General features: G+C 54.2%; 28 protein-coding genes and 1 other RNA gene. 13 read left to right on the top strand and 16 right to left on the bottom strand.

All coding sequences use genetic code 11. The features are described 5' to 3' along the window. Nucleotides 1-87 precede the first annotated feature (87 nt). The 7 genes from WH279_RS12115 (at nt 88) to WH279_RS12085 (ending at nt 3,427) form a co-directional block, all read left to right on the top strand. Nucleotides 88-459 (top strand): DUF1090 domain-containing protein, encoded by a 372-nt coding sequence (locus WH279_RS12115; RefSeq protein ID WP_339456820.1) that lies wholly within the window; start codon nt 88-90, stop codon nt 457-459. A gap of 47 nt (nt 460-506) precedes the next feature. Further along, nucleotides 507-812, top strand: a complete 306-nt coding sequence (locus tag WH279_RS12110; protein WP_133842500.1) for a DUF883 family protein — start codon at nt 507-509, stop codon at nt 810-812. 1 nt (nt 813) lies between these two features. Beyond that, nucleotides 814-1,206 carry a phage holin family protein gene (locus tag WH279_RS12105; RefSeq protein WP_339456817.1) on the top strand — a complete coding sequence of 131 codons (393 nt, stop codon included), beginning with the start codon at nt 814-816 and terminating at the stop codon, nt 1,204-1,206. Then, a complete protein-coding gene (locus tag WH279_RS12100; protein WP_200641817.1) occupies nt 1,207-1,488 on the top strand; it encodes a YqjK-like family protein in 282 nt (93 codons plus the stop codon). Between the two features lie 210 nt (nt 1,489-1,698). Beyond that, entirely contained in the window at nt 1,699-2,088 is a 390-nt protein-coding gene (locus WH279_RS12095) for a DoxX family protein (RefSeq protein WP_200641818.1), read from the top strand. A 77-nt stretch (nt 2,089-2,165) separates the two neighbouring features. After that, entirely contained in the window at nt 2,166-3,152 is a 987-nt protein-coding gene (locus WH279_RS12090; RefSeq protein WP_339456814.1) for a glutathione S-transferase family protein, read from the top strand. Nucleotides 3,153-3,292: 140 nt separating this feature from the next. Then, nucleotides 3,293-3,427 carry a hypothetical protein gene (locus WH279_RS12085; protein WP_265105975.1) on the top strand — a complete coding sequence of 45 codons (135 nt, stop codon included), beginning with the start codon at nt 3,293-3,295 and terminating at the stop codon, nt 3,425-3,427. 24 nt (nt 3,428-3,451) lie between these two features. On the opposite strand, the gene WH279_RS12080 is transcribed toward WH279_RS12085, so the two are convergent. Further along, the gene (locus WH279_RS12080) at nt 3,452-4,354 is read right to left on the bottom strand and encodes a LysR family transcriptional regulator (RefSeq protein ID WP_339456810.1); all 903 of its coding nucleotides are present in this window, start codon (nt 4,352-4,354) and stop codon (nt 3,452-3,454) included. Between the two features lie 126 nt (nt 4,355-4,480). Between WH279_RS12080 and WH279_RS12075 the strand changes: the two genes are divergently transcribed. Further along, on the top strand, nt 4,481-5,185 hold the full coding sequence (locus tag WH279_RS12075; RefSeq protein WP_339456808.1) for a pirin family protein: 705 nt from the start codon (nt 4,481-4,483) through the stop codon (nt 5,183-5,185). Here WH279_RS12075 and WH279_RS12070 read toward each other — a convergent pair. The 4 genes from WH279_RS12070 to rsmI form a co-directional block, all read right to left on the bottom strand. Next, nucleotides 5,166-6,185, bottom strand: coding sequence for a carbon-nitrogen hydrolase family protein (locus WH279_RS12070; protein WP_339456806.1), 1,020 nt, complete (start codon nt 6,183-6,185; stop codon nt 5,166-5,168). The two genes, WH279_RS12075 and WH279_RS12070, sit on opposite strands and share 20 nt — an antisense overlap. A 260-nt stretch (nt 6,186-6,445) precedes the next feature. Further along, nucleotides 6,446-7,567 (bottom strand): ribosomal protein uL16 3-hydroxylase, encoded by a 1,122-nt coding sequence (locus WH279_RS12065; RefSeq protein WP_339456804.1) that lies wholly within the window; start codon nt 7,565-7,567, stop codon nt 6,446-6,448. Nucleotides 7,568-8,322: 755 nt separating this feature from the next. Then, an RNA gene (gene rnpB / locus WH279_RS12060) (RNase P RNA component class A) lies at nt 8,323-8,702 on the bottom strand. 32 nt (nt 8,703-8,734) lie between these two features. Beyond that, the gene (gene rsmI, locus WH279_RS12055) at nt 8,735-9,598 is read right to left on the bottom strand and encodes a 16S rRNA (cytidine(1402)-2'-O)-methyltransferase (protein ID WP_227535167.1); all 864 of its coding nucleotides are present in this window, start codon (nt 9,596-9,598) and stop codon (nt 8,735-8,737) included. 62 nt (nt 9,599-9,660) lie between these two features. Between rsmI and WH279_RS12050 the strand changes: the two genes are divergently transcribed. The 4 genes from WH279_RS12050 to dolP are packed head-to-tail and all read left to right on the top strand — an operon-like array spanning nt 9,661 to nt 13,236. Continuing rightward, nucleotides 9,661-11,673, top strand: a complete 2,013-nt coding sequence (locus tag WH279_RS12050; RefSeq protein ID WP_339456798.1) for a penicillin-binding protein activator — start codon at nt 9,661-9,663, stop codon at nt 11,671-11,673. Continuing rightward, a complete protein-coding gene (locus tag WH279_RS12045) occupies nt 11,631-12,023 on the top strand; it encodes a YraN family protein (RefSeq protein WP_200641826.1) in 393 nt (130 codons plus the stop codon). Before WH279_RS12050 ends, WH279_RS12045 begins: the two co-directional genes overlap by 43 nt. Nucleotides 12,024-12,062: 39 nt before the next feature. After that, entirely contained in the window at nt 12,063-12,653 is a 591-nt protein-coding gene (gene diaA, locus WH279_RS12040; protein ID WP_133842511.1) for a DnaA initiator-associating protein DiaA, read from the top strand. Nucleotides 12,654-12,663: 10 nt separating this feature from the next. Next, complete coding sequence (gene dolP, locus WH279_RS12035; RefSeq protein ID WP_133842512.1) at nt 12,664-13,236, top strand: division/outer membrane stress-associated lipid-binding lipoprotein; 573 nt, start codon at nt 12,664-12,666, stop codon at nt 13,234-13,236. 139 nt (nt 13,237-13,375) lie between these two features. On the opposite strand, the gene WH279_RS12030 is transcribed toward dolP, so the two are convergent. From WH279_RS12030 to pmbA, 11 genes are all read right to left on the bottom strand, one after another. Continuing rightward, nucleotides 13,376-15,286: a BglG family transcription antiterminator gene (locus WH279_RS12030; protein ID WP_339456792.1), complete on the bottom strand. Its 1,911-nt coding sequence runs from the start codon at nt 15,284-15,286 to the stop codon at nt 13,376-13,378. 99 nt (nt 15,287-15,385) lie between these two features. Then, entirely contained in the window at nt 15,386-16,126 is a 741-nt protein-coding gene (gene dagF, locus WH279_RS12025; RefSeq protein WP_200641828.1) for a 2-dehydro-3-deoxy-phosphogluconate aldolase, read from the bottom strand. Continuing rightward, entirely contained in the window at nt 16,123-17,244 is a 1,122-nt protein-coding gene (locus tag WH279_RS12020; protein ID WP_339456790.1) for a DgaE family pyridoxal phosphate-dependent ammonia lyase, read from the bottom strand. Before WH279_RS12020 ends, dagF begins: the two co-directional genes overlap by 4 nt. Then, the gene (locus WH279_RS12015) at nt 17,228-18,361 is read right to left on the bottom strand and encodes an amidohydrolase/deacetylase family metallohydrolase (protein ID WP_339456788.1); all 1,134 of its coding nucleotides are present in this window, start codon (nt 18,359-18,361) and stop codon (nt 17,228-17,230) included. The genes WH279_RS12020 and WH279_RS12015 overlap by 17 nt, the downstream gene beginning before the upstream one ends. A 45-nt stretch (nt 18,362-18,406) precedes the next feature. Next, nucleotides 18,407-19,051 (bottom strand): DUF4310 family protein, encoded by a 645-nt coding sequence (locus WH279_RS12010; RefSeq protein ID WP_166653707.1) that lies wholly within the window; start codon nt 19,049-19,051, stop codon nt 18,407-18,409. A 13-nt stretch (nt 19,052-19,064) separates the two neighbouring features. Beyond that, entirely contained in the window at nt 19,065-19,841 is a 777-nt protein-coding gene (locus WH279_RS12005; protein WP_200641830.1) for a DUF4311 domain-containing protein, read from the bottom strand. Between the two features lie 89 nt (nt 19,842-19,930). Then, complete coding sequence (locus WH279_RS12000; RefSeq protein ID WP_339457074.1) at nt 19,931-20,230, bottom strand: DUF4312 family protein; 300 nt, start codon at nt 20,228-20,230, stop codon at nt 19,931-19,933. Beyond that, nucleotides 20,230-20,589 carry an SFCGS family glycine-rich protein gene (locus tag WH279_RS11995; protein WP_200641831.1) on the bottom strand — a complete coding sequence of 120 codons (360 nt, stop codon included), beginning with the start codon at nt 20,587-20,589 and terminating at the stop codon, nt 20,230-20,232. The genes WH279_RS12000 and WH279_RS11995 overlap by 1 nt, the downstream gene beginning before the upstream one ends. An 84-nt stretch (nt 20,590-20,673) precedes the next feature. Next, a complete protein-coding gene (locus WH279_RS11990) occupies nt 20,674-20,994 on the bottom strand; it encodes a glycine dehydrogenase (protein WP_200641915.1) in 321 nt (106 codons plus the stop codon). A 613-nt stretch (nt 20,995-21,607) separates the two neighbouring features. Further along, the gene (gene cybC, locus WH279_RS11985; protein WP_339456780.1) at nt 21,608-21,991 is read right to left on the bottom strand and encodes a cytochrome b562; all 384 of its coding nucleotides are present in this window, start codon (nt 21,989-21,991) and stop codon (nt 21,608-21,610) included. 95 nt (nt 21,992-22,086) lie between these two features. Further along, nucleotides 22,087-23,427 carry a metalloprotease PmbA gene (gene pmbA / locus WH279_RS11980; protein ID WP_339456778.1) on the bottom strand — a complete coding sequence of 447 codons (1,341 nt, stop codon included), beginning with the start codon at nt 23,425-23,427 and terminating at the stop codon, nt 22,087-22,089. Nucleotides 23,428-23,590: 163 nt separating this feature from the next. Here pmbA and yjgA point away from each other — a divergent pair, with 163 nt between their 5' ends. Beyond that, complete coding sequence (gene yjgA, locus WH279_RS11975; protein WP_339456776.1) at nt 23,591-24,136, top strand: ribosome biogenesis factor YjgA; 546 nt, start codon at nt 23,591-23,593, stop codon at nt 24,134-24,136. The last annotated feature ends 53 nt before the right edge of the window (nt 24,137-24,189 follow it).

Below are 24,189 nucleotides of genomic sequence, written 5' to 3'. Positions count from 1 at the left end.
CTTCATAAGCAGTAAAAAGCATGACACCCGTTCCAGGATTACGATATCTCTAACCTGATATCCACGCAAAGGAAGGTCACGACCACCATGAAACATCAGATTATTTTCGGCATCAGTCTGCTTAGCCTGGCCACTTTCGCTCAGGCCGATACACTCTGCCAGCAGAAAGAACGCGCTATTCAGCACGAAATCGATATTGCACAGAAGCATGACAATCAACGTCGGGTGAACGGCCTGGAACGGGCGTTAACCGAGACGCGTGCCAACTGCAGCGATGCAGGATTGAAAGAAGCGCATCAGGAAAAGATTAAAGAGCACGAGAAAAAAGTGACCGAGCGGGAACAGGAACTGAAGCAGGAAAAAGCGGAAGGCGACGACCGCGACAAAATTGCAAAACGCGAAAAGAAATTGGCTGAAGCCCAACATGAGCTGAAGGAAGTGCAGGCTGCGCCGTATTAAGGCTCATCTCTGCCAACGTCATTAAAACTAAATTTAAGGAGTTTTCAATGTCTAAAGACACCACATCAGAACATCTGCGCGCCGAGCTGAAAAACCTGGCTGATACCCTGGAAGAAGTGTTAACCACCTCCGGTGAGAAATCGAAAACCGAGCTGGATAAACTGCGCAGCAAAGCGCAAAGCGCACTGAAAGATACCCGTGCACGCCTGGGTGATTCCGGTGACCGCATTGCCCAAACCACCCGTGAAGCGGCCGATCGTGCCGACGTCTATGTGCGCGACAATCCGTGGACCAGCGTCGGTATTGGCGCCGCCGTTGGCGTGGTACTGGGCGTACTGCTGACCCGTCGTTAATATGGCAGAGCATCAGCAAAGCCACGGCCCCGGCAAAGGGGTCATTAATATCGGGCAACGCATTGTCACGACCCTGGTCGGGATGGTGGAAACGCGTGTCCGGCTGGCAGTGGTGGAGCTGGAAGCTGAAAAAGCCAACCTGATTCAAATGCTGTTGATGGTTGGCCTGACGATGCTGTTCACTGCCTTCGGACTGATGAGCCTGATGGTGCTGATTATCTGGGCAGTCGATGCACAGTATCGTTTGATGGCGATTGCGATTACCACCGGTGTATTGTTCGCGCTGGCGCTGATTTTTGGCCTGTGGACACTGGCGAAATCGCGCCGCTCTACGCTACTGAGCGCCACCCGCCGGGAGCTGTCGGAAGACCGCAAGCTGCTGGAGGATGACTAAATGAGCCGTAAGCGCGATTTACGCAAAGCGGAACTGTTACGCGAAATCCAGCAACAACGGCTGGATCTCAGTGCCGGGCGTAAAGCCTGGCTGGACACAACTGCACGCTATGATCACGGTTTTCTGGCGCTTCTCAGCGCCAAACGCTGGTTGACCGTTGGCAGCGGTGTCATGGCTATCTGGTCCGTGCGTAATCCACGCTTTATGGGCCGCTGGGCCAGACGCGGATTAGGCGCCTGGAGCACCTGGCGCATGGTGCGTAATTATCTGCCTCGCCGTTAATCTTCTGCACAATAAAGCCGCATACCACTGCGGCTAAAACAAACCCCAGATTTCTTGAACATCTTCGACAGATTATCTCGCTTACAATGTTTTCCTTCCCCGACTATTATCTCCAGCAACGAACGGCACTGAGCGCTTAAGACGCGTCAGGCCTGAGTAAAATACGGTCGGGCCAGATGCACGACCACACATTCTTGTTTGGGGTTAATCATGAAAAAATTAGAAGATACCGGTGTTGTTATTGCTCGCATTATGATGGCCGCGCTGTTCGTTGTCGCAGGCTGGGGTAAACTGACCAACTACGAAGGTACCCAGCAGTTTATGGCCTCAATGGGTATTCCGGCCCTCTTCGTCCCGTTGACCGTTCTGCTTGAGTTCGGCGGCGGTCTGGCGATTATGTTTGGTTTCTTCACCCGTACCACCGCGCTGATTACCGCCATCTTTACCGTGCTGACCGCAATCCTGGCGCACAGTAACTTTGCCGTAGATGGTTCAACCATGTTCCTGAAAAACATCAGCATTGCGGGTGGTTTCCTGCTGCTGGCTATCACCGGCCCGGGCGCACTGAGCATTGACCGCCTGCTGGGTAAGAAGTGGTAAGTTAGCTATACTGATTTATCGGGGGGTGAGGATCATATCCTCGCCCCTTTTTCATTTTAAGGACAGGAGACAAAAACATGGGACAACTGATTGAGGGAGTCTGGCACGATCAGTGGTATGACACCAAAGCCACAGGTGGCCGTTTTAAACGCTCCGAATCGGCTTTTCGCAACTGGGTCACCGCCGACGGTGAAGCCGGCCCGAGCGGCAAAGCAGGTTTTCGCGCTGAGGCGGGCCGCTACCATCTGTATGTTTCTCTCGCCTGTCCCTGGGCGCACCGCACGCTGATTATGCGCGAGTTGAAAGGGCTAACCGATCTGATTTCCGTTTCAGTCGTCCATCCACTCATGCTGGAAAACGGCTGGACCTTTGATGAAGATTTCCCTGCTGCTACCGGCGACAGCCTGTATCAGAACGAATATCTTTATCAACTCTATCTGCATGCCGATCCGCAGTACAGCGGCCGCGTGACCGTTCCGGTGCTGTGGGATAAGCATCAGCACACTATTGTCAGTAACGAATCGGCCGATATTATGCGGATGCTGAACAGTGCGTTTGACGGTGTGGGCGCACGCGCCGGGGATTATTATCCGCAGGATCTGCATGAAGAGATTAATGCGTTGAACGGCTGGATCTATGACACGGTGAACAACGGCGTGTATAAGTCAGGGTTTGCCACCAGTCAGGCAGCCTATGATGAAGCGGTCACCGCGCTGTTCTCCTCGCTCGACCGTCTTGAGACACTGCTGGCCAAGCATCGCTACCTGAGTGGTGAACGACTCACCGAAGCTGATATCCGCCTGTGGACCACGCTGGTGCGTTTTGATCCGGTGTATGTCACCCACTTCAAGTGCGATCGCCATCGCATCAGTGATTACCTGAACCTGAACGGTTTTCTGCGCGACCTCTGGCAGACACCCGGTCTGGCTGAGACAGTCAACCTCGAGCATATTCGCCATCATTACTACTGCAGCCACAAGACCATCAATCCCAGCGGCGTGATCTCGCTGGGTCCTGCATTCGACTGGGATCAGCCTCATGGCCGTGACCGACATTTAGGCTGATCTTTAGCATCCAGGGCGGATTTTCACTCGCCCTGGAAGTTCCGCACCCTTTATTGATCTGGCACAAATTCCCGCGTTGAGGGCTTACGTATCTTTACTGACGTAAACACCTAAAACGAAATCAATACGGGGATGGAGCCATGATCAAATCTGTCGCAATCTGCCTTGCCGTTGTTATGCTCTGCTACGTGGCCTTTGTCGGTCATTTTTATTATCAGACTTTCTCAACTTTCAGCAGCATTGAGCATTCTCAGGAAATGAATGCCGCCCAGTAGTCTGCTATCGGTTCTGCGGGTGGTTTATCCCTGGCGTTTCGCCAGAAGTTTTGGGATCTCCCGCAGGCACCAGGCCTTTGCTTCGCCCATGCTGTCGCGCCGCCAGGCCATAATGATATCCACTTCACGAGTATATTCCGGGCTGACCACGCGCAGCCGTCCTTCCGCGATGTCTTTTTCCACCATCGGATACGGCATGGTGCCGATACCTAAGCCCGCCAACAACGCGCGGTGCTTATCTTCAATGGTGCTGACCGTCAGGCGCTGCTGTTTGTCGAGCAGGGTCACCGTTAATACCGGACGCTCACGGGCGGTATCCGCCACCGCAATGCCGCGATATTTTACGCGCGTGGTTTCCGAAAGCGGTTCGGGTTCCAGATGGATCGGGTGTTCCGGGCTGGCCACATAGACGCTCATCAGCGTGTAGAGTTTGCGGGTGTTGATCTCGGACGAGGCGCGGAAATGCATATCAGGGGCAATCACAATATCGGCTCGCCCCTGTTCCAGACGCTCCCATGCCCCGGCAAGCACTTCGGTCATCAGCGACACCTGAGTGTTGGCTTTATCGGCCAGCTTCCCGACCAGCGGAAACAACAACTCAGTGGAGACCAGCGCTTCGGTGGCAATCGTCAGGTGGGTTTCCCAGCCACGCGCCAGCGCTTCCGCATCCGTCGTCAGCTTGTCGGCTGCCTCGAGTAGCACACGACCCCGCTCCAGCAGCATTCGTCCGACATTGGTAAATTTGGTGCGGTGGCCAGAACGGTCAAACAGCACAACATCCAGTTCTTCTTCCAGCTTCTGCATGGTGTAGCTCAGAGCGGAGGGCACACGGCCCAACTCATCCGCTGCAGCAGCAAAGCTACCACGACGATCGATAGCATCCATTACCCGCAGTGCTTCCAGCGTCAGAGCGCGATCTTTAGCCATAGTGATTCTCTGTCAGGAAATTTGAATATTGCCAGCAGATTAACTGGCTAACAATCCGGCGTCCAGAAAATTACAATAACAGTATAAAACACGGCCGGGATCTCTCCGGCCGATAAGGAGAACGCTATGATAACCAGTCGAACCGCTCAACAGTGTGGCAAAGCCGATTACGGCTGGCTGCAGGCGCGCTATACCTTCTCCTTTGGTCACTATTTTGATCCCAAACTGCTTGGCTACGCTTCATTGCGCGTACTCAACCAGGAAGTGCTGGCACCAGGGGCTTCATTCCAACCCAGAACCTATCCGAAGGTCGATGTGCTGAACCTGATTTTGCAGGGTGCAGCAGAGTATCGTGACAGCGAGGGAAATCACGTGCAGGCGCAGGCCGGGGAAGCCTTATTGCTGGCCACGCAGCCCGGTGTGAGCTATTCAGAACATAATCTCAGTAAAGAGCACAGCCTGACGCGTATGCAACTGTGGCTGGATGCCTGCCCACAGCGGGAAAACGCGTCAGTGCAACGGATGCCGGTGTCTGAACATCAGCGTTATACGCTGCTGGCCTCACCGGATGGCAGCGCAGGCAGCCTGCAACTGCGCCAGCAGGTGTGGATCCATCAGGTGGTGCTGGAACCAGGGGAGAGCTATAGCCTGCCGCTGAACGGCACCCGCGCCTACCTGCAATCGATTCACGGATCCCTTGAGGCTATGGCGCATTCACAGCAGCAGGAGGCGCTGACCTGCGGTGACGGTGCGTTCCTGCACGAAGAACAGAGCGTGACGCTGACGGCAAAAACGCCATTGCGGGCGCTGGTTATCGATCTACCGGTATAATCTCGTCCCGATCGCTACACTCTGCTGGTTCGGCGCCCTCCTGGTGCTCTGACAGCGTGACCACTGCCCGTCGGCAGTCAGGGTCGAGCAGCAAACGTGTCGCATCGGGTCTGGAGTAGTGACCTGCCGGGTCATAAAGGAATTTACACATGGTTATGGATGAGAGTTCAACGTGGGCAAACAGCAAACCTTCCTCATCTTTTGCCAGCGGTGACGTCAGCAGCCGGCCGTCTGGCCCGTAAATTCTGGCATAGCCGCCTCCTGGTAGCAGTACCTTGCGCATATTGTCATTGACGCAGTAGTGTTCCACTTCTTGCACAGATACCACCGCACAGGCGAATAACAGGTAGCATTGCCCTTCCGCAGCATAACCCTGGGAGACAGCCGTATTCACCTCCCCACTTAGCGAATAGAACCCGTTAATCGAGAAAGCAGGCCAGGCCGCGATATGAATTTGTTCATTTTGTGCATGAAGAGCATAACAGCTAAGTGGCTGAAGATGTTCTCCGCAGCAAAGCTCACCGATATTGCCAAGTGCAGTGCGGTGAACTTTCAGGTCGCTACCATCGCCTTCACCAAATAGTAAGCGCTCAACCGAAGTCGGTTTAAGTTTTCGTCTGACCTCAATGGTATTACCCTGATCATCAATTAACGCCTGAGAAATATAGAGCGTTGCACTCTCTTTCTCACTAAAACTAAAGGAAAGGTAGATATTATGTTCTCGTGCCGCCTGCTGTAAGCGTTGAAACTGGGGAGAGTCTGTCGATATTGACTGCCGATGATAAGCCGTAATAAACGGCGCCATGTAGGGAATATCACCTATCCAGAGGAACCAGGGATAACCGGGAAAATAAAGTTCCGGGAATGCAATCAGCCTTGCCCCCTGACGCGCTGCATCAGCTATCAGGCCTAATGCTTTATCGACCGATGCATCTACATTCATATATACCGGAGATGCCTGCACCACTGCTACACTGTAGCTATCTTCATTCGTTTTCATTGCCATCATTCCTTTATATAAAAATAACATCAGGATTAATTAACCCTGAGCACTCCCTATAAAACCTTGTGACAATAAATCAAAATAATGAATATGGAGATACATTAGATGCGGGTTTATTTTTTAATTCCGCGCAAGAGTAAACCTGGAAACGTAATAAAAAATCATTCTTAATGCAGATTATTATTATCTGAAACGTGACAAAAACCTTGCCACATCTGAGGTTCGTCCCTGTACCTCAGATGTACTGTGAGAGCGTGTCAGCAATCAAAGAACCAGTAGCCCTGATTCACCAGCGCGGTGAGCTCAGCGACAAAAGCCGGATTGTGCAGCGCTTCACCCAGCTCGTTTTTACCGAGCACGGTGTGGCGGCACAGAACATCAGCGGCTTGCGCATCGGCCGTCTCCAGCCGTTCGCTATTAATAAAGAAATGCTCACCCACTTGCAGCACCCTTAACCCACTCAGGCGGGTCAGCACATCACCGCTTAGCAGAGCCTCAGCAATTTCATCCGGTTCATAAGCGGGCTCGGCGGGCGCGATATCCAGCTCGTGACGCGGCGTGGTGGCGAAACGGCCAAACCACTGCTTAAAGTCTGCGGGCTGATTGATCACCTCGATCATCATCGCGCGCAAACGATCCAGCTCATACTCTTCTACCCGCCCAGGATGTTCGCGGCAGGTTAAATCAGCATCGCTGTAATGCTCACCACCGAGATCGTTTTCAAGCACATAGTCCGCAAAGCTGCTGATGAGATCGCGGCCATTAGGCCCGCGGAAACCGACAGAATAATTCAGTGCGGTTTCGAAGGTGAAACCGTCGTGTGGGAAGCCCGGTGGGATATACAGAATGTCACCTGGTGCCAGCTCGTGATCGATGATGGGCGTGAAAGGCTCCACATGTAACAGCGCAGGGTGTGGGCAGAACTGCTTCAGCGGCAGTTTATCCCCAACACGCCAGCGGCGGCGGCCCATTCCCTGGATGATAAAGACATCGTACTGATCGATATGTGGCCCGACACCGCCCCCCGGTACAGAATAAGAGATCATCAGATCGTCTAAACGCCAGTCCGGCAATACGCGGAACGGACGCACCAACTCGGCTGCCGGTGCGTGCCAGTGGTTAACCGCCTGCGCCAGCAGCGACCACCCGCTTTCACCCAAGTCATCAAAGTGTTCAAAAGGCCCATTGCTGGCCTGCCACTGACCATCGGTATAACTGACAAGGCGGCTGTCGACTTCCGCCTCCATCGCCAGGCCGGCCAGTTCATCTGGCGTAATCGGATCGACAAAGTGTGGGAACGCATTTTTTAAAACAACAGGCTGTTTTTGCCAGTATTTCTCTAAAAACTCGGGCCAGTTAAGATTGAGCTGATAAGCCATAGGTCACACCAGTGAGAGACAAAACGGCACTGATTATAAAGAGGCAGACAGTCAGGCTGCCTTGTCATGCGTCAAGGGCCGGCAGAGTAATAGGCTCCGGGCGTGACATCACAGGGGGCGTAAAAGCAAAAACCCCGCCGAAGCGGGGTTTTCCTGACTGGTTCGAAGCTGACCGGTAAGCCGCTTTCCTGTCATAGAGAGTGTCGTGGACAGTCATTCATCTCGCCGTTGAGCGCTCTAAAAGCAAAAACCCCGCCTAAGCGGGGTTTTTCCTGAAGGGCTCGACGCTGACCGGTAAGCCGCTTTCCTGTCATAGAGAGTGTCGTGGACAGTCATTCATCTCGCCGTTGAGCTCTCTAAAAGCAAAAACCCCGCCTAAGCGGGGTTTTTCCTGAAGGGCTCGACGCTGACCGGTAAGCCGCTTTCCTGTCATAGAGAGTGTCGTGGACAGTCATTCATCTCGCCGTTGAGCTCTCTAAAAGCAAAAACCCCGCCTAAGCGGGGTTTTTCCTGAAGGGCTCGACGCTGACCGGTAAGCCGCTTTCCTGTCATAGAGAGTGTCGTGGACAGTCATTCATCTCGCCGTTGAGCTCTCTAAAAGCAAAAACCCCGCCTAAGCGGGGTTTTTCCTGAAGGGCTCGACGCTGACCGGTAAGCCGCTTTCCTGTCATAGAGAGTGTCGTGGACAGTCATTCATCTCGCCGTTGAGCTCTCTAAAAGCAAAAACCCCGCCTAAGCGGGGTTTTTCCTGAATGGTTCGAAGCTGACCGGTAAGCCGGGTTCTGTCGTGGACAGTCATTCATCTAGGCCAGCAATCGCTCACTGGCTCAAGCAGCCTACCCGGGTTCAGTACGGGCCGTACCTGGTGAACCCCTATTTGGCCTTGCTCCGGGTGGAGTTTACCGTGCCACGAACTGTTGCCAGCCGCGCGGTGCGCTCTTACCGCACCCTTTCACCCTTACCTGATCCCACTTGCGTGGGCCATCGGCGGTTTGCTCTCTGTTGCACTGGTCGTGGGCTTGCGCCCCCCAGGCGTTACCTGGCACCCTGCCCTATGGAGCCCGGACTTTCCTCCCCTCTGTCTGTCTCCCCCGAAGGAGGACGGCAACAAAGCGGCGACTGTCTGGTCAGCTTCGGCGCGCAGTGTATAGGGTTTTCTACGGCTTGTCACTCACCCTGCTGCTCCAGCGCATGCTTATAAAGTGCATTTTTCTTCACACCGTGGATTTCGGCGGTAAGCGCAGCGGCTTTCTTCAGCGGTAATTCGGCCTGGAGCAGCGCCAGGGTACGCAGCGCTTCCACTGGCAATGCCTCTTCAACCGCGTGATAACCTTCAACAATCAGCACCATCTCACCTTTACGGCGGTTTTCGTCTTCCAGCACCCACGCCAGCAGTTCACCCACTGGCGCGCCAAAGATCGACTCCCAGGTTTTGGTAATTTCACGGGCCAGCACCACATAGCGATCCGGGCCCAGCACGGTGACCATATCTTGCAGGCTGTCCAACAGGCGATGCGTGGACTCGTAGAAAATAATGGTACGTGGTTCCTGCTCGAGCGCACGTAACGTGTCACAGCGCCCTTTACTTTTCGCTGGCAGAAACCCTTCGTAGCAAAAACGGTCAGACGGTAATCCCGCAGCGCTTAATGCGGTGATCGCTGCACAGGCACCGGGTAACGGCACCACGCGTATGCCCGACTCACGGCACAAACGCACCAGGTGATAGCCGGGATCATTAATTAACGGCGTGCCAGCATCGGAAACTAACGCTATGCTTTGACCTTCGCGCAGCTTCTCCAGCAACACCTCGGCCTTCTGCTGTTCATTATGATCATGCAATGCGAAGAGCCGCGCATTGATGGCGAAATGTTGTAGCAACAGCCCGGTATGACGTGTATCTTCCGCAGCGATCAGATCGACGCTCGCAAGCACCTTTAGTGCCCGCTGGGTGATATCGCCCAGATTACCGATGGGTGTTGGAACGATATAGAGCGTGCTGGCAGAAATATCTGCCCGATCGTGTTGTTTCATTGTTTGATCCGAATTGCCGATTTAATATTGAGCATCTTGAAAAAAACATCACTGGATACAGTATGCTTCCTTCGAAAGTAGTTCACTGCAAAGCAGTACGCACCATGCCACTGCTGCTGGCTGCCCTGATTTTTGCCGGTTGTACCGGCCAGGCTCCGCAAACGCCTCAGGCGAATGTACAGGGGACCGCCACGGGCACCTCTGACTATTATCTGCAGCAGGTGCAGCAAAGCTCAGATGATAACAAGGTTGACTGGCAATTACTTGCAATCAGAGCGTTGTTGAACGAAGGGAAGGTTCCTCAGGCCAACGATCAGCTGACGCAAATCCCTCAGAATCTGAACGCGACCCAGCGTCAGGAGCTATTGCTGCTTCAGGCACAGCTGAGTGTGGCACAGCAAAACCTGCCGGATGCGACTGAGAAACTGAAGCAGATTGATACCAGTGCCCTGTCGCAGGATCAGCAGGTGCGTTACTTCCAGTTGCAGATTGCCACCAGTCAGGGTCGCCCTTCGCTGGATGTGCTGCGCGCCTGGATTGCTCAGGAACCGCTTCTGACAAATCCAGCAGACAAGCAGAAAAATATCGATGCCACCTGGCAAACGCTGACGCAAATGACGCCGGATCAGATGAACAGTCTGGCCATCAACGCCAATGAAAACGTGTTGCAGGGATGGCTAGATCTGCTCGGTGTGTACCGTGCAAACGCCAGCGACCCGGATATGCTGAAAGCAGGTATCAGTGACTGGCAAACGCGTTATCCTTATAATCCTGCGGCCAAAATGCTGCCAACGGCGCTGATGCAGGTACAGAACTTCCAGCCAGCGTCCACCGGTAAAATCGCCCTGCTTCTGCCGCTAAGTGGCCAGGCACAAGTGTTTGCTAACGCCATTCAGAAAGGGTTTAACGACGCGAAAAATGGCGTGCTGGCTCAGGGCAGTGCCCCGGCAGCTGCCACGCCGGTGCAGGCTCCTGAAGCAGTACAGGCCACACCGGATGCGGTGGTCAGCCCGTCTGCCGACGCAACCGCGGCCCAGCCTGCTGACGTTCAGCCGCAATCGGCCCCGGCCAACAGCGTAGAAACAGCCGCACCGTCAAGCGGCACTCAGATTCAGGTGTATGACACCAGCACCCAGCCCATCGAACAGGTCCTCACCCAGGCGAAGAATGATGGCGCAACGCTGGTGGTCGGCCCGCTGCTGAAAAATCACGTCGAACAGCTGGCTAACAGCCAGACATCGCTTAACGTTCTGGCCCTGAATGAGCCAGAGTCCGTCCAGAACCGTCCGAATCTTTGCTATTTTGCGCTTTCTCCTGAAGACGAAGCCCGTGATGCCGCGCATCATATGTGGGACCAGGGCAAACGTACCCCGCTGCTGCTGGTACCACGCAGCTCGTTAGGGGACCGCGTGAACAAATCCTTTGCTGCCGAGTGGCAGAAACTGGGCGGTGGCACGGTATTGCAACAGCAGTTTGGTTCAAAAACAGAACTGAAACAGGGTATTAACAGTGGCGCAGGTATCCGCTTGAGCGGCACACCGATCACCGTACAGCCTGCGGCAGCAACGGGTGTAACCATTGGCGGCCTGAACATCCCGGCACCGATGACCGATGCCCAGGTCAGCAGCAGCAACGGCAGTGTGGATTCAGTGTATATTGTCGCCACTCAGGACGAGCTGACGCTGATTAAGCCGATGATCTCCATGCGTGTGAGCAGCCGTGATAATGTGGGCCTGTATGCCAGTTCGCGCAGCTATCAGGCAGGTGCAGGCCCGGACTATCGTCTGGAGCTGGACGGTTTACAGTTTAGCGATATCCCGCTTCTGTCTGGTGCGAATCCAGCACTGATGCAGCAGGCGGCGAAGTCGTTTAATAATGATTATTCACTGGTTCGTCTGTATGCGATGGGCATTGATGCCTGGACGTTGGCGAATCATTTCAATGAGATGCGCTCACTGCCAGGTTTCCAGATTAAAGGTGATACTGGCAATCTGAGTGCAAATCAGGACTGCGTCATTAACAGGAAGTTAGTGTGGAGCCAGTATCGTCAGGGCCAGATCGTCCCGGCCAACTGAGTCGACAACAGCAGGGGGCAGCCTGTGAACGTCAGGCCCGCCACCTGCTGCAAACATCAGGTTTGCGTTTTGTCGCTGCAAATGTGCGTTACCGTGCAGGCGAAATCGACCTGATTATGCGCGATAAGCAGGTATGGGTTTTTGTTGAGGTGCGCTACCGGCGCAATGACCGCTTTGGTGGCGCAGCAGCCAGTATTACGCGCAGTAAGCAGCAAAAGCTGTTGCGCGCCGCGTCACTGTGGCTCAACAGTCGTGGACAGAGCTTCGACACGACGGACTGTCGTTTTGATGTGGTCGCGATCACCGGCGAACAGGTAGAATGGTTACCTGATGCATTTACAGCAGAATAAGAGCCTGTTTTAAAAGGCTAAACTAACCAGGTGAATGACGTGCTGGAAAGAATTAAAGTCTGTTTTACCGAAAGTATTCAAACGCAAATCGCAGCGGCAGAAGCGCTGCCGGATGCCATAGCACGTGCGGCGATGACCATGGTGCAGTCGCTGCTGAATGGCAACAAAATCCTGAGCTGTGGCAACGGAACCTCCAGCGCCAATGCCCAGCATTTTGCTGCCAGCATGATCAACCGTTTTGAAACCGAGCGTCCGAGCCTGCCTGCCATCGCCCTTAGCGCTGACAATGTGCTGCTGACGGCGATTGGTAATGATCGCCTGCACGAAGAAATTTATGCGAAGCAGGTGCGCGCATTGGGCCACGCTGGTGATATTTTGTTGGCCATATCAACCCGCGGCAACAGCCGTGATATTGTCAAAGCCGTAGAGGCAGCGGTCACACGTGATATGACGATTATTGCGCTGACCGGCTACGACGGCGGTGAACTCGCCGGCCTGCTGGGACCACAGGATGTGGAGATTCGTATCCCCTCGCATCGCAGCGCGAGAATTCAGGAAATGCATATGTTAACCGTGAATTGTCTGTGCGATTTAATAGATAACACTTTGTTTCCCCACCAGGATGTTTAAAGGAGCTTAAATGAAGGCATTATCTGCATGTGCAGTTATCCTTACCGCATTGATGTTACAGGGTTGTGTGGCCGCAGTTGTCGGCACAGCGGCGGTCGCCACGAAAGGTGCCACCGATCCCCGTTCCGTAGGAACTCAGGTGGATGATGGGACCTTAGAACTTCGTGTAACAAACGCGTTATCCAAAGACGAACAGATTAAACAAAACACCCACATCGTTGCCACCGCCTATCAGGGCAAAGTGCTGCTGACGGGTCAGGCACCGAGCAGCGACCTCGCATCACGCGCGAAACAGATCGCCGTCGGTGTTGATGGTGCAACCGAGGTGTATAACGAGATCCGCACCGGGAGCAAAGTGAGCTTCGGCACGGCATCTTCAGATACCTGGATCACTACCAAAGTGCGCTCCCAGCTACTGGGTAGCGATCAGGTGAAATCGTCGAACGTGAAAGTCACCACTGAGAATGGCGAAGTGTTCCTGCTGGGCCTGGTGACCGATTCGGAAGCGAAAGCGGCGGCAGATATTGCCAGCCGGGTAAGCGGCGTGACCCACGTCACCACCGCGTTTACCATTCTGAAATAAGCATGCTGGAAAGGGTCAGGCATGCCTGACCCCTACTAAACAGTAATCCGCGTTGATATTCGCAATAGTCGCCACAAAACCAGCACCATCCGCGCTGATATTCGTAGGGGTCGGGCATGCCCGACCCGCCACCACCGCATTACAACCTGCTTAAGCAGTCCATCGCTACCGCTTTAAAACTGGCAAAGTCTTTGCTCTCTCGTAGTCGCGTCATCGCCCGCTCGCGCATAAAGGTCACAAACAGGTCGTAAATGGCCATCGCCTCTTCATACTCTGTTTTGCTGATTGCCAGCAGGAAAATCACATAGGCGGTTTCATCACCCCAGGCAATGCCCTCAGGTGCAAGCACCGTGTAGACGCAGGTTTTCTTCGCCAACAATCCGAGCGAGTGCGGCAACGCAATCCCCTCACCCAGCATGGTGCTGACAATCGCCTCACGTTCCTCCACCGAAGGGTAAAACGCTTCATCTACCCTCCCTTCTTCTTCCAGCCGATCGCATAGCTGGCGGAACAGTGCAGAACGATCCATCGGGCGATCGAGAATCAGGAAGTGGCTGGCATCAAAGAAACGCTCCAGCATGTAAGGCCGGGTGCGATCGAGCAGCACCAGCTTGCCGATCTGCTCAAGCTGATAATCGGTAGGAAACGGTGACATCACTACCACCGGCTTATCTTTATCACTGAGACGCACCGTGGAGATCACAAAGTCTTCCTCCACGTTCTCTTTCAGTTCGTATTCACGCAGAGAGAGGATGTTACTCACAACAATTTGTGGATATTTACGCAGCAGCATGGCTTCGATCATGCGCACGGTGGAGTTGCCGGTATCGCACACCAGCAGGATCTGCGGATGGCGCTGATAGCCCACGTTGTAGTGGCGCTCCAGCCCGACACCAATATGCAGCACCAGGAAACCGATCTCATTTTCACTGATGGTGTAAGGCGAGTATTTACCCCAGCTGGAGACCGCCGCCAGCGTCACATCCCAAGCCATCGGATAGTGCTGTTTGATATTTGATAGCAACGGGTTAGGGATCTGGATCTGGTAACGCACGCGGGTGATCATCGTTTTAATGTGCGTCAGCAGGTCGGCATGGAGCTGCGGATCGTTTTGCAGGTTAAAATTGTAATGCGTGTTGATGTAGCTGAGGATGTAGTCCACCAGCGAGTCGCCGTCATCCGGGCTGATCACGCTGGCCACGCTGTCCTCTACCCGGCGGGCAGCGATATTTACCCGCAGGTAAGCCTCTTCCGCCGGAGAGATTGCTTTACCCGTCATCGGCCTCATCAGGTTCACGATATGGCGCGCCGCGTCACGCACGTCATCATCAACATCCTCCGCCGTGAAATCGGTCAGCGGATAGCCTTCGCCAATGCGACGCACCGCCACGGCACAGTAAAGGCGCAGATAAAACTCCCCCTCATCGGTCAGACGGATCGTAAAGCGCGACAGGCACTGTTGCAGCAGCGGTTGCAGTGTATCAAGCATACCGCGGTTCAACGCCTCCAGCCTTAACAGCGGGCTGTCGATGTCTTCCTGTGCAATCTGATACAGCAGGTCCGTGAGGCAGGTGCGCATCGCTACCTCTGTCCCGAACAGCTTCATGCCGTAGCGTGGCTTGGTTTCAATCGCCAACTGATAGCGCGCCAGCCACTCCCTGACTTCAGCCATATCACTTTGCAACGTGGTGCGGCTGACAAACCACTCGTCTGCCAGGTCTTCCAGTTTCAGGGAAAATGCCGACGTGAGAAAGCGGGTAAGCAGGTAGTGCACGCGTTCCGACGACGTGCGTGGGACGCGCAGATGGGAAGGTGACTGCTTTAGCAACGCAGTATAACGCGGCAGATCCTCAATTTTCAGCCGATAACCCGCACCACGATTCAGCACCAGGCTGGCACCGTGATCGGCCAGCAGTTCATTGAGGACATGAATATCGGTACGCACCGTGCGTGTCGAGACAGCGAAACGTCGCGCCAGCTCATCCTGCGGCAGCGTTTCGTTTTGCAGCAAATCAAACAACTGAGCCAGTCGTTGGTTAGGGAATCTCACGGGGGCACCACTTTTAAGCTGATCACCAAAAGGAAAATTAACTTATTTTTCGACGAAAAAATAGTACACCCCGGAACAGTCCGGGGTGTCAGGACGAGATTAATCCACTAACTTTTTGGTTAGTGCCAGCAGTGTTGCCACATCTTCCGGGCGGGTCAGCCCGGAGGTGCTATCAATAATGGAGCTGTAGATATGCGGAATAATTTTGCTGACGCCTGCATCCAGCGCGACGCGCAAAATCGTCTCATAGTTGTCCAGATCAATACCGCCTGTCGGTTCCAGCCAGAAATCCTGGTCTGCACAGGCTTCTGCCACTGCTTTAAACTCGTCGATAGCTTTCAGTCCGCCCATCGGGAAAAACTTCACTGAGCTTCCGCCCATATCCTTCAGCATAGCAATCGCGGAGGCGACCGGGATGATTCCGTCTACCCTCTGTGAACTCAGTGGTCCGGTAGAGATTTTCACTTTTCCGGGTTGGCCGGTTGGCGACACTACAGCGTTCACCACGGTCTGCGACTGTCCCAGCAGCGCGCGGGTAGTGCCAACGCCGGTAAAGACTTGATTAACATGCTGTGGCTGCACCTCAGCGGAGATGGCACTCACCATCAGCGACTGATTCGGATCGCCCGCGCCCAGCCCGACGGACAGCGCATTATCGATCAGTGCGGCATACTCACGCATGTCCGCCACGGCGGTCGCGACATCGAGATAGTTTTTCGACAGCACGCCTACCAGTACGTAGCCTTCGGCCGCCAGCCAGATATCACGGGCGTTCTGTTTTGAGCCGGCCAGTACATTCAGGCATACACGGTCACGATAAAATTTTGGTGTCAGCGTCATGCGCGTTTCTCCTTGTTTAACAGCGTCTGAATACAGACAAAAATAGTGTGCAGCTGCTCCGCAGACACGCTGCGCACGTCTACTTCAACAATCCCTTCGTTGGCTTTGTAGCCACGGAAATAGATGGCGATATCGCCGGTTTTAAGTGCCTGTACCACTTCCCCCGTCGTACGCCCGAGAGTCGCTTCGTCAAAATGAATCTCCGCACGGGCAATATCACGCCCGGCCGCATCCCACACCACGCGGGCCTGAATCCCGGACAGCTGATTCAGGTTGTCGATAAATGGCGTCATTTTTTCCACCATCTGCGCCCCGGTTACCTTCTCCAGACGCTGGAAATTTTCAATCGCCTGAGTCAGCCCAAGGATGCCCTCTTTGCCGACTTTCATCGCGCGACCAATGCCCTGCGACTGACGTTTTACCCATTCGACGTACTGCGTTTTTCCGGTTACCAGCCCACTGGTAGGCCCTTCAATGGCTTTTGCGCCGCTGTAGATCACCAGGTCAGCCCCCAGTGCGTAATACGCTTGTAAGTCTTCTTCGGCGGCAGCATCCACGATCAGTGGAACGCCATGTTTGCGTGCCACCCCCGCCGCCTGTTCGACGTTGAGATGGCTTTTCTGCACGCTGTGGTGCGATTTGATGTAGAGAATGGCGGCTGTTTGCGGCGTGATGGCCGCCGAGAGCTGTTCAGGCGAACATTCGTTAGCGTAGCCTGCTTCCACAATGCGGCCGCCTCCCAGTGTGACCATCGTGCCCACGGGCGCGCCGAAGTTCACGTTGTGGCCCTTTGGCAACACGATGTCGTGCGGCACGGTCAGCGGCGCGGCATGGAGGTTTTCCAGCAGCCAGTCGTTATCTTTCACGATCACCGCCGCCACAGATTGCGCGATACCCGCTGACGCACAGGAGACCACGACCGCGGCCTCACAACCCAGCAGGCCGGCAATGTAAGCACCGGTTTTGTTGACCAGATCTTTCATTTCGAAGTAGTGATTCAGACCATAATTTACTGTCTCCACCACATCCGCGCTCGGGGTCGACACACCGAGAATGGTCATGCGGCCGGAGGCATTAATCACCTGCTTTAAGCCATATTTTTCATACACTGAAGTCATCACGTTTTTTCCCTTCGTTAGTCACGAATGCCTGCCCGCCCACCACAGCAGCCAGCGGCATCAGGTGTGTTTCGCCAGACAGCGTTTGTCCGTCAGAATCACTGAACAGGCAGGTTTCCTGTTTCACGTCAAAAATGGTCAGATCGGCATCCTGTCCCGGCACCAGCCGTCCTTTACCCTCAAGCCGCAGCCCATCGGCAGCATGGCAGGTGACGCAATCAATCACCTGTGGCAGCGTCATCCCGATGTTTAAGAATTTGGACATCACATGTGCCAGGGTATACACCGGACCATTGAGGCGGTTGCGGCAGTAAATATCCGAACTGATGGTGTGTGGTAAAATCCCCAGACCGATGGCGACCTGTGCCACCTCAAAACTGAAGCTGGCAGAGCCATGCCCAACATCCAGCCGAACACCGCGCTGCAACGCGCGGGTAATCGACGCGCGAAGCTGCCCTTCCGCCGTGAGAATACGATTCGGTTTGCCGTTGTAGCAGTGGGTAATCATGTCGCCGGAGGTCAGCAAATCAGCAATATCATCAAGATTCGGCGGGTTGTTACCGATATGCACCATGAGCGGCAGTTGGCCATTCTCCTGCTGCATTGCTTTAGCGCGTTCCAACGGTTTGATACCGTTTTGTTCCACCACACTGCTGCTGATACGGGCTTTCAAACCCAGGATAAAGCCAGGCAGACGCTGTACCGCTGAGCGTACCGCAGGCCCGTCAATCTGTGCCATATCCGCCAGTTCATTCTGCGTCAGAATGCCACTACGAGCGATGTTGAGCAGCGCATAGACGCGGGTACTGGCGCTACGGGTGAGTTGATAAAAATCATCGATATCATCGGCACCGGTACTGCCCGCATCCACCACCGTCGTGACGCCCGTGTCCACACCAATGCGGTCAGCTTCATCATGGTAAATCGGCGATTTCGGGTAGCAGTGAACGTGCGAGTCAATCCAGCCCGCACTCAGCCAGTAACGCCCGGCCAGGTCCCACTCACGTTTTGCCGGACCTGCGACCAGGCCAACTGCTGCAATTTTGCCGTCGTTGATGGCGACATCGCTGAGGGTGCCATCGCTGAGACGGCCCCGCCGAATAATCAGATCAAACATTGCAGACTCCTCAGCGTGGCGACATCCGGCCGCCACGCGGGTTAGTTACAGCGCAACCGGGAAGATCGCACCCAGCGCCATCGCTCCCAGGATCGCGCCACCGGTAATCGGTTTGTTCCACAGGTAGAACAGCAACGACCCCACCAGCGCGCCCAGCCCGATCGGAATCGATGCGGCCATCGCAGACAAGATAATTAACGGACCGAGGAAGCGGCCAGAGGTGTTCCCCGCCCCCATCATCACGTCGGCGCCGTAGGTCGAGTCGCTGTTATTGATGGTGAATTTACGCGCGAGAATAATCAGGTATCCCACCGCCAGGCCCAGCGCCAGGCCGGTCACCAGCGAGGCGGCGAAGTTCGCTACCGGGAAGATAAACCCAGCCCCCAGTAGCAGCGCAGGCACGCCCAGGCCGATCCCGGTCTGGATCGCCCCACCAATATCGAGGATCCCCACCAGCGATCCTTCAATAATCCGCGCAAACAGGAAGCTGGCACCGAAGGCCGCTACCGCGCCGTAAACACCCGTTTCCATTCCCGCACGCAGCATGGAGACGAAGGCCACTTCGTTGAAAGCTCCCAACCCGTAGACGTAGTACATATGCGTACCGGCGAACACACCGGAAGAGAGCAGCCCGACAAAGATCGGAAACGACCAGTCGGCATACCAAAAACCACTTTTTGTATTTTCCATTACTCTCGTCCTCTTATTTGCCGCTCAGGGAGTTGTGGATCATATCCAGCCAACCAGGTACACCCAGATGGAAGGACTCCAGCAGCTTCATATCAAAGCCACGGAAGAAGCCGCTAAGAACGAACAGCAGGACGATGGCCATCATCATCACCCTGGTCACACGGTTCCAGCCTGCCTCTTCAACCCCTTTGCCAATCAGGATGCCCAGTACCAGGCCCGGTACCGCATTTCCCATGATCAGCTGCGCCAGTCCGCCAAAAATGGTGGCCCAGAAACCGGACTTTTTACCGGCATCAATGGCGGCCAGCCAGAAGATCACGGGCATGACCGTATTGACCAGCAGGTTGGCCGCAGGCACCAGCACTTTCACTGCCGTCACCTGCAAGGCTGCCGGTACTGCTGACGCCGTTGAGTTCAGGAACGCCACCACGATCATGCCGATGATGCCGCAGGCGATCGCCATTTTCTTCGGGTTGTGCAGGGTGTCTGCCACGTTGCGGTTTTTGACCATCAGCGCCGCCGCACCCCAGTTAGGGATAATGCGGTGGTCAACGTCCTGGGTAAAAGAACCCGCCGCCACAGACGATGCCCAGGCGTTAAAGAAGAAGCCCAGGCCGAAAGAGAAGTGAGAGGCCGGATCGCCTTCACAGGAGTTCAGTTCACCCAATGTACGAAAAGCACCCATGCCCTGTGTGGTGGGTGCATGAAACATGCGTGCCGCTCCTGCGCCCACACCAACACCGACAAGGCCGCCGATAATCAATGATTTAAATAAGATAATGAGGAACATCGGTCTTTCCTTTTGTTATAACCCCTGCGCCTCAGGCGGTAGATGGACTACCGCATCTGAACACGTGGAGGTATGCGCCCTGATGTTTTTTAGTGGGAAACGATGAAATCCACGGTGTCTGTATCAACCACCACCACGTTAACGGTGATTTCCAGGTCGACGCTGTAGAGCCGCCGTTCACGCGCCAGGAAGAAGAACAGAAACTTTTCTGTTTTAATGCGGACTCCGGCCCGCAGCACCTTCACATCCACCGGCTCAATACGCAGAAGAATTTTGCTGGTGGATTTCAGTACCGTGTTTTGTACCCGACTCAGGGCATCGGCAAAGGCTTTGCCTTTGCTGTCACCTTTACCGCTAACGCTTACTGTGGTGGTGAATTGCTCTTTCATCAGCCGTACTTCTTCTGCCATGCCAGCACCAGACGCTCACCCAACTCTTCTTTATCCATAAAGCCGAAGCCGAGTACCGTGGCACCTTCGTTGATGGCGGTCACACCTTCGTCAATGGAGCGCATTCCGTGTTTGGCTTTGTAGCCATATTTATTCTGCGCAGTGATGGCACCTGCACCGCCGCTGCCACAGAAGGAAATACCGAAGTTGGCATTTTCCGCCTTCATGACATCGCCCAGTTTCATGTCTGCCGCTACGCCCGGAACAACAATCGCTTTGCCACCGGCTTTTTCGATTCCGGCAGCGACTTTCTGACCTTTACCTAAACGGTCGCCAATCACGACGATAATTTGAGACATGTTGTGTTCCTTATTGGTTGCAACGGGCGGGGCATGCCCCGCCCCTACGGATTGTCGTAGGGGTCGGGCATGCCCGACCCAGGTTTATTCGTTTTCTTTGGCTACTTCGAAATGAACGGAGAGCAACCAGGCCTCTTCTTTCGGCAGGTTACCGAACAAGTCAACGACCTGCTGTGCCAGCGTCATTGACTCTGGCGAAATATCTTCAAACAGCTCTTCTTCTACTTCTGGCAGCGCTTCTCCGGTCAGAGAACGCAGCGCCATCGCACGCACATGGGAGGTGAGCATCTGCTGCTGAACAGGATTAGGTTGAATATTTCGGGCGGCAAACAGTTCGGTAATTTGTGTCATCACCCGTGCAGCCAGCGACTGAATCTCATTATCCTGTTCGGTTACCGCGCCCATTGGTGCTATTCCATTACTCACGTTCGTCCCCTCTTAATTAACGATGGGAATAAATTACCTCTACGCTACCCTTCTGTGTAGAACGACTTTTTCCACATCGAAACGGAAATAAACAGATGACGCTGGACTGATGTCGCAAAAACGTTGAAGCGTGCACAAACACCTTTAAATCGAGAGATAAATCACAAAAAAACAGCGTTACTTGCTTAATAAGCGCAGGCCAAGGGAAATATGCGGGGAAAAGCATGCCAACAATCACAGATGCAGAAGTAAAACTTATGACGAAAAGCCAGACAGAGAATTAAAAAGAGGCACCCACTCCTTCCGGTCACATAAATGTTATGTTTCCAGGAGGAGCGGGCTGACCAATTTTTGCAGCTCAATTATCAGGGGTATTAATAATCGGAAATATTATAGATCACTTTTTGTGGTGAAAACTCTCGCGTTTATCTCCCTGACAGGAAAAGCCAGATAAAGATTCTGAACAATAAAAAACCGCGAGATATTCTCATTAACCACACTCTTTTCACTCAGCTATTTTACGAAAAAAGGCGATGATTTTATTCATCGCCTCTCAGGTTGAATCTAAACGTTTTTGCTCAGGATTGGGTCATTAGCGAAACTTCTTATGACCGGCATCTCGGGTAGCGGAGAATGTCTTCGCCTCTTCCTTTGCGCCTGCCAGATCACCGCCGTTTGCCAGTTTCAGACTGTTATCAATCTGGCCAATCAGTGTGTCCAGTTGTGCGTGATAATCTTTCATTCCGGCACTGTCGGCCGCCTGGCCTTTTAACTTATCCGGCGTCTGCGTTTTCGCGTTCTCAGCGGCAGCACGCATATCGGTTAATGCTCTGACCATTTCCGCCTTATCGTCGGTCTTTTGCACCGTGCGATAAGCACCTTTGAGGATATCCATATCGCCTTCCAGGTCCTGTGCCATCACTGAGGCACTTAACATCAGGGTCGTACTCAACATTGCAATCAATAACTTACGCATCTCAGATCCTATTTTTATAAATGGGTATCATTCGGGCCTTAAAAAAGGCGGCTGTTTTCACAGTCGCCTTTTCAGCATACGCGTAAATCAGTAAATTACTGCCCGGCAATCTTCATTTCTGGTAACAGAACGGATCCGCACTGGATATTGCTACGCGTTTCAATGTCGCTACCGATGCTGACCATATTGCGCCACATGTCTTTCAGGTTACTGGCAATGGTAATTTCACTGACCGGATACTGGATCACGCCATTTTCCACCCAGAAACCCGATGCTCCACGAGAGTAATCGCCCGTGATACCACTCACGCCCTGCCCCATCAGCTCGGTCACCAGCAGCCCCGTGCCAAGCTGTTTTAACATCGCCTCAAAGCTGTGGCCCTGTCCGGCGATGCGCCAGTTATGAATACCTCCGGCATGTCCGGTGCTTTGCAGCCCCAGTTTGCGCGCGGAGTAACTGGTCAGCAGCCAGTTCTGCAACACGCCCTCTTTGATGATGTCGCGGCGCTGGGTACGGATACCTTCGCTATCGAACGGCGTGGAGGCCAGCCCTTTCAGCAGATGCGGATGTTCTTCAATGGTCAGCCACTCCGGCAGGATTTGCTGGCCCAGTGAATCCAGAAGGAATGTCGATTTACGGTACACACTGCCACCGCTGATCGCACCGACCAGGTGGCCGAACAAGCCTGTCGCAACTTCGGCAGCAAACATCACCGGCGCTTTCATCGTCGACAGCTTGCGCGGAGAAAGGCGTGACAGGGTGCGACGTGCACACTCTTCGCCCACGGCTTCCGGTGACTTCAGGTCTTCAATGGCACGACCAATGGTGTAAGCGTAATCGCGCTCCATATCCCCGTTTTCTTCCGCGATCACACAGCTGGAAAGCGAATGGCGGCTGGAGCAATAACCTTGCAGCATCCCGTGGCTGTTACCGAACACTTTAATCCCGACGTGGCTGTTAAAGCTGCCGCCTTCGGTGTTGGTAATACGCTTATCCGCTTTCAGTGAGGCCTGCTCGGCGCGAGCCGCCAGTTCGATAGCGCGATCGGCATCGATCTCAGCAGGGTGAAACAGATCGAGATCCGGCGCATCAAACGCCAGTAACTCACGGTCGGCCACACCCGCGTAAGGATCGGGAGAGGTGTAGCGGGCAATGTCCAGCGCGGCCTGCACGGTGCGCTTTATCGCGTCCGGGCTGAGGTCGGTTGAAGAGGCGCTGCCTTTACGGTTCTGATGATAAACAGTGATGCCCAGGGCACCATCGCTGTTGAATTCAACATTTTCCACTTCGCCATAGCGCGTACTCACGCTGATGCCGGTGGTTTTGGTTACCGCGACTTCTGCTCCGTCGCTGCTGGCCTTTGCCAGTTCGAGTGCTGTCGCTATCGCCTGTTCCAGGGTTTTACGCTGTTCTGCAACTTGGGAGAGTAATTTCATCGACCTGCCATATAATTAATAGTGCGATTTTTCGGTGGCTTACCGCGCTGGCATAACCACACCAGGGTGATAAGGCTTCATTTGAGTCTAACAGACTCAGAGAACAATTTCGCAGTAGCCTCGTAACCTGATAGCATTAGCCTCTTTTTCAGGAGCCGTACCAATGACCAAGCAGCCCGACGACTGGCTCGATGATGTACCAGATAACGAAGAAGAAGAAGATGATGAGATTATCTGGGTCAGTAAAAGTGAGATTAAACGTGATGCCGAGGAGCTAAAACGCCTTGGCGCTGAACTGGTGGAACTGGGGAAAAACTCCCTGGACAAAATCCCACTGGATGAAGATCTGCGTGCCGCTATTGAACTGGCACATAAGATTAAGAAAGAAGGCCGCCGCCGCCAGATGCAGCTGATCGGTAAAATGCTGCGTTCACGTGATGAAGAGCCGATCCGTACTGCACTGGATAAGCTGAAGAATCGCCACAACCAGCAGGTCGCACTGTTCCATAAACTGGAAGTACTGCGAGACCGTCTGGTGGAGCAAGGTGATGATGCGGTGCCAGAGGTGCTGAACCTCTATCCTCATGCCGACCGCCAGCAGCTGCGTGCGATGATCCGTAACGCGCAGAAAGAGAAAGCGACCAACAAACCGCCGAAAGCTTACCGCCAGATCTTCCAGTATCTGCGTGAGCTGGCTGAAGCGTCGTAACGTCTTTGCTCTGAGTATCGGGTCGGGCGTGCCCGCCCCCTACACGTAGGGGG

Origin of the sequence: Erwinia sp. MYb375 (assembly GCF_037479175.1) — a bacterium.
GTDB lineage: Bacteria > Pseudomonadota > Gammaproteobacteria > Enterobacterales > Enterobacteriaceae > Erwinia > Erwinia rhapontici.
Note: the sequence above shows the minus strand (reverse complement) of the source record. Positions and strands in the feature narration are given on the sequence as shown.

Bases quoted from the DNA above. Each gene is read 5' to 3' on its own strand.
- WH279_RS12050 (WP_339456798.1), top strand. From the start codon at position 9,661: ATGCTTCCTTCGAAAGTAGTTCACTGCAAAGCAGTACGCACCATGCCA.
- WH279_RS12095 (WP_200641818.1), top strand. From the start codon at position 1,699: ATGAAAAAATTAGAAGATACCGGTGTTGTTATTGCTCGCATTATGATG.
- WH279_RS12080 (WP_339456810.1), bottom strand. From the start codon at position 4,354: ATGGCTAAAGATCGCGCTCTGACGCTGGAAGCACTGCGGGTAATGGAT.
- yjgA (WP_339456776.1), top strand. From the start codon at position 23,591: ATGACCAAGCAGCCCGACGACTGGCTCGATGATGTACCAGATAACGAA.
- rsmI (WP_227535167.1), bottom strand. From the start codon at position 9,598: ATGAAACAACACGATCGGGCAGATATTTCTGCCAGCACGCTCTATATC.
- WH279_RS12110 (WP_133842500.1), top strand. From the start codon at position 507: ATGTCTAAAGACACCACATCAGAACATCTGCGCGCCGAGCTGAAAAAC.
- WH279_RS12020 (WP_339456790.1), bottom strand. From the start codon at position 17,244: ATGACTTCAGTGTATGAAAAATATGGCTTAAAGCAGGTGATTAATGCC.
- WH279_RS12115 (WP_339456820.1), top strand. From the start codon at position 88: ATGAAACATCAGATTATTTTCGGCATCAGTCTGCTTAGCCTGGCCACT.
- WH279_RS12000 (WP_339457074.1), bottom strand. From the start codon at position 20,230: ATGAAAGAGCAATTCACCACCACAGTAAGCGTTAGCGGTAAAGGTGAC.
- WH279_RS12090 (WP_339456814.1), top strand. From the start codon at position 2,166: ATGGGACAACTGATTGAGGGAGTCTGGCACGATCAGTGGTATGACACC.
- WH279_RS12075 (WP_339456808.1), top strand. From the start codon at position 4,481: ATGATAACCAGTCGAACCGCTCAACAGTGTGGCAAAGCCGATTACGGC.
- cybC (WP_339456780.1), bottom strand. From the start codon at position 21,991: ATGCGTAAGTTATTGATTGCAATGTTGAGTACGACCCTGATGTTAAGT.
- WH279_RS12105 (WP_339456817.1), top strand. From the start codon at position 814: ATGGCAGAGCATCAGCAAAGCCACGGCCCCGGCAAAGGGGTCATTAAT.
- dagF (WP_200641828.1), bottom strand. From the start codon at position 16,126: ATGACGCTGACACCAAAATTTTATCGTGACCGTGTATGCCTGAATGTA.
- WH279_RS12070 (WP_339456806.1), bottom strand. From the start codon at position 6,185: ATGAAAACGAATGAAGATAGCTACAGTGTAGCAGTGGTGCAGGCATCT.
- WH279_RS12015 (WP_339456788.1), bottom strand. From the start codon at position 18,361: ATGTTTGATCTGATTATTCGGCGGGGCCGTCTCAGCGATGGCACCCTC.
- dolP (WP_133842512.1), top strand. From the start codon at position 12,664: ATGAAGGCATTATCTGCATGTGCAGTTATCCTTACCGCATTGATGTTA.
- WH279_RS12005 (WP_200641830.1), bottom strand. From the start codon at position 19,841: ATGTTCCTCATTATCTTATTTAAATCATTGATTATCGGCGGCCTTGTC.
- WH279_RS12010 (WP_166653707.1), bottom strand. From the start codon at position 19,051: ATGGAAAATACAAAAAGTGGTTTTTGGTATGCCGACTGGTCGTTTCCG.
- WH279_RS12100 (WP_200641817.1), top strand. From the start codon at position 1,207: ATGAGCCGTAAGCGCGATTTACGCAAAGCGGAACTGTTACGCGAAATC.
- WH279_RS11995 (WP_200641831.1), bottom strand. From the start codon at position 20,589: ATGTCTCAAATTATCGTCGTGATTGGCGACCGTTTAGGTAAAGGTCAG.
- WH279_RS12065 (WP_339456804.1), bottom strand. From the start codon at position 7,567: ATGGCTTATCAGCTCAATCTTAACTGGCCCGAGTTTTTAGAGAAATAC.
- pmbA (WP_339456778.1), bottom strand. From the start codon at position 23,427: ATGAAATTACTCTCCCAAGTTGCAGAACAGCGTAAAACCCTGGAACAG.
- WH279_RS12085 (WP_265105975.1), top strand. From the start codon at position 3,293: ATGATCAAATCTGTCGCAATCTGCCTTGCCGTTGTTATGCTCTGCTAC.
- WH279_RS11990 (WP_200641915.1), bottom strand. From the start codon at position 20,994: ATGGGCGCGGTAACCGAACAGGATAATGAGATTCAGTCGCTGGCTGCA.